The organism is Helicobacter sp. CLO-3, assembly GCF_001854545.1.
GTDB lineage: Bacteria > Campylobacterota > Campylobacteria > Campylobacterales > Helicobacteraceae > Helicobacter_B.
In genome coordinates this window covers 1-545 of record NZ_MLQN01000086.1, presented here as the reverse complement: position 1 = coordinate 545, position 545 = coordinate 1, and the positions used below count along the sequence as shown (strand labels likewise).

Below are 545 nucleotides of genomic sequence, written 5' to 3'. Positions count from 1 at the left end.
ACATAGTGAGAATCCACCAAATGATGTGAAATATATCCATTTTGTAGATTCTGATGATATGATAACGCTTGATTGTATAGAGCAGTGTGTGGAAAATATTGGGGATTGTGATATTTTGTGGCATGATTATAAACCGCTATATGAAAATGATATACCAGATATGAATATTCCCACATTGTTGGAATGCCTAAAAATCAGTGAAGAGCAAGCCAAAACAAGAAGTTTTGATGCGCTGGAGTTGTTATTAGGTGTAGAAAAATTTTCTTGGGTATGGCATGGGATATTCAACATTAATCTACTTAATAACTTAAGATTCTACCCAACGATACCCATAGAAGACATGCTATTTGGAATACTAATTTGCACCAAAGCAAAACAAATCAAAATATTAAATAAGCAATTGCTTATTTATCGTGTTCGTTCTTACTCCACCTGCGGACGCGATATGGCTAAAAATTCTCCATTACTTGCTTATCCACCAAATCTTACCGATATAGCTTTTGAATTTGGAAACAGAATTACCTATAGATACTATTATTTTGATT

1 pseudogene is annotated in these 545 nt (G+C 33.2%); it reads left to right on the top strand.

Annotated features, from left to right (window positions below):
* A pseudogene (locus tag BKN38_RS11370) lies at nt 1–545 on the top strand (glycosyl transferase); the annotation flags it as partial.